The sequence below is a fragment of the Deinococcus sp. genome, from assembly GCF_025362455.1.
Taxonomy (GTDB): Bacteria; Deinococcota; Deinococci; order Deinococcales; family Deinococcaceae; genus Deinococcus.
The window spans coordinates 1-2,665 of the sequence record NZ_JANYGJ010000151.1; the positions used below are offsets into that span (position 1 = coordinate 1).

The 2,665-nt window shown below is 63.9% G+C and carries 4 protein-coding genes; 1 reads left to right on the forward strand and 3 read right to left on the reverse strand.

Annotated features, from left to right (window positions below):
* Positions 1-228 precede the first annotated feature (228 nt).
* The 3 genes from Q0R23_RS11760 to Q0R23_RS11770 all read right to left on the reverse strand — a co-directional run bounded on the left by Q0R23_RS11760 (position 229) and on the right by Q0R23_RS11770 (position 2,229).
* Complete coding sequence (locus Q0R23_RS11760) at positions 229-1,011, reverse strand: pseudouridine synthase (RefSeq protein ID WP_293913257.1); 783 nt, start codon at positions 1,009-1,011, stop codon at positions 229-231.
* Positions 1,012-1,039: 28 nt separating this feature from the next.
* On the reverse strand, positions 1,040-1,393 hold the full coding sequence (locus tag Q0R23_RS11765) for a hypothetical protein (protein WP_293913258.1): 354 nt from the start codon (positions 1,391-1,393) through the stop codon (positions 1,040-1,042).
* Positions 1,394-1,821: 428 nt separating this feature from the next.
* Positions 1,822-2,229, reverse strand: a complete 408-nt coding sequence (locus tag Q0R23_RS11770; RefSeq protein ID WP_293913259.1) for a hypothetical protein — start codon at positions 2,227-2,229, stop codon at positions 1,822-1,824.
* A gap of 184 nt (positions 2,230-2,413) precedes the next feature.
* On the opposite strand from Q0R23_RS11770, the gene rpsB reads away from it, so the two are divergent.
* On the forward strand, positions 2,414-2,665 hold a 252-nt coding region (gene rpsB, locus Q0R23_RS11775), incomplete at its 3' end, for a 30S ribosomal protein S2 (RefSeq protein ID WP_293913261.1).

Consider the following 2,665-nt stretch of genomic DNA (forward strand, 5'->3'; position numbering starts at 1 on the left):
GGGCTGGTCAGCATTGGTCCCGTCCGGGCGCCGGGGGCATGGCCACCTTGCGTGCGCGTTCAGCGTCTGTGTCTCGACCGCTGCCCTTCACCGCCTTGCGTCACCGCGCCTTCCCCGCCCCGCATTTCTGAGTTACACCCCCGTTCCAGGTAGTGGGGAGTGGGAAGTGGGAAGTGGGGCTTGATCTTTGCCCACTTCCTATCTGTTCCCGCAAGCCACAAGCTGCTTCTATCCCCACCGCTCCCGTGTCAAGCGCTCCTTGCGGTCCCAGACGTTGTTCGGCGTCTTGTCGGGGTTTTCCAGGTCGAACAAATCGCGGTCGTCCAGCTCGCGCCACTGACCGGGCACCAGGTCTTCGAGCCACAGCCCGCCGACGCGCACGCGCACCAGGCGGCTGACCGGGTGGCCCACCGCTTCGAGCATCCGGCGCACCTGGCGGTTTTTGCCCTCGCGTAGCGTGACGTAGACGCCGATTCCGGCCCGGTCCAGGCGGGCGGGGGAGGTCCGGCCATCGTCGAGGTCGATGCCGTCTTCCAGGGCGCCCAGCACCTCGTCGGTGGGCGTGCCGCCGTCGATCCAGGCGCGGTACACCTTGTCGTGGCCGTAGCGGGGGTGGGTCAGGCGCAGGGTCAGTTCGCCGTCGGTGGTCAGCAGGATCAGCCCTTCCGAATCGCGGTCCAGTCGGCCCACCGGATGCAGGCCGGGAACGCTCGGCATGTGGTCGAGCACGGCGGGGCGGCCCTTCTCGTCGTGGGTGGTCACGATGACGCCCCGGCGCTTGTACATGACAAAGGTGCGCTGCACGCTGGGCGCCTCACCGACCACCAGATCGTCGACCTCGATCACGTCGCGCTCGGTCACGAGCTGGCCGAGGGTGGCGCTCAGGCCGTTGACCGTCACGCGGCCCGCCGTAATCATGGCCTCGGCGGCGCGGCGGGAAGCCACACCGGCGCGGGCCAGGCGCTTTTGCAGGCGTTCACCCTCGCGGGGTTCCGGGGTTGGTTCAGGCATGTCCAGCTCAGCGGTTTCTTCAAATTCTTCAGGCACGGCGTTCTCCTCCGGCAAAGCCCAGCAGGGCGGCGACGCCCAGAATGAGCGAAATGCCCAGCAGCAGCGGGCTGGCGGCACCGGTCACGCCGCGCAGCACCGCCGGGACCAGCGTGGCGATCACCAACAGGTTGGCGGCGATCAGGGAGAAGCGGGTCAGGCTTTCGGGGCGGTAGGGCGCCAGCACCATCAGCAGGCCCCAGGCGCTAATCAGGGCGCCGGAAAAGCGGGCCAGCCACAGCGGGCTCAGGCTGAGTAATTGGCTGAGGTTGCTGGGAAAGAAGTACAGCACCAGCCCCAGCGGCAGGTAGACGATGGCAGACAGCCAGAAGGCGGCGCGAAGCATGGGTGCAGTGTAGCGGGCGAGGCTACGGACGACAGGACTTCAGGCCGGGCGTGGGCGCTGAGTCAACCAGACGAGCAGGCAGGCCAGCGCTCCACCGAGAAATGAAGGAGGTAAAGGACCATCGAGCAGGCCGCGCGTTCCGACGAGGGCTAACGACACGATTCCTACGAACAATTGAAGGCAAAAAAACATCACCCAGGCGGTAATGGCAGTCCCCAGACGCCGACTCGGAGCGGTCCAAGCCGCCGAAGCAACGGGGACGAGTGTGAGGAGAAAGCTGGTAAGGCCAGCATAGACAGGATATTCAGCGCCGTATACCCAGGAACGGTTGGGTGGGTGTGTCAGCTCTATCACCCAAGCTGTTGCCAGGGCCGATAGCAGGGCCAGGGGCAGGACGGCGATCCAGCGCAGTACCAGCACTGCACGCTTCACGCCGCCTGCTCCCGCGCCCACATACCCCAGATGAGCAGGCAGGCCAGCGCTCCGCTCGCATAAAACGTCATGAGAATCACTCCGGTAAAACGGTTGGCCTCAATGAAGGTGTAGGGCAGTGTGTAGATGTAGGTCAGTGGAAGGGCCAACAGCATCCAGAGGGTGACGGCGGTGGCGAATCGGGTACGTGGGGCCACCCAGGCGGCGATCAGAAGGGCAGTGGTCACGACGGTGGACACAAGGGCGATGGCCGCTGCATCCGAGTCGTGGAATTTGACGCTCCCCAATATCCAGACGCCGATCTGATCTGCGACAAAGGTGCTCATGTACGCGCCGACAACCGCCGATGGGAGAACGGCCACCCGGCGCAGCGCTTCAACTTTCTTTGTCTTGCGCGCTGCCAAATCCCTCACCTCCAAAATATTTCGCCTGCCCCTTTCCCCCACCCCTGACAACATGATAAGCTCCTCGGTTGGGTGCCCCCGTGTTCCCGGAAGACCGCGCTCGAGCGTCGCGGCCTTCGACTGGAGCCTGAATACGCTTCGGCGCACGGACGGCAAACTTCACTGTTGAACGCTCAGGAGAAACATGTCCTATATCGGAATGAAGCAGTTACTCGAAGCAGGCGTTCACTTCGGCCACGAAACCAAGCGCTGGAACCCCAAGTTCAAGCGCTTTATCTTCGCCGAGCGCAACGGCATTTTCATCATCGATCTGCAAAAGACCCTCAAGCAGATCGACCGCTCGTTTGATTACATCAAAGACCTCTCCGAGCGCGGCGGCACCATTTTGTTCGTGGGCACCAAGAAGCAGGCCCAGGAAATCGTGGAACTGGAAGCC

Excerpts from the sequence above, each read along its gene's own strand:
- Q0R23_RS11760 (WP_293913257.1), bottom strand. The coding sequence starts at position 1,011 with ATGCCTGAACCAACCCCGGAACCCCGCGAGGGTGAACGCCTGCAAAAG.
- Q0R23_RS11765 (WP_293913258.1), bottom strand. The coding sequence starts at position 1,393 with ATGCTTCGCGCCGCCTTCTGGCTGTCTGCCATCGTCTACCTGCCGCTG.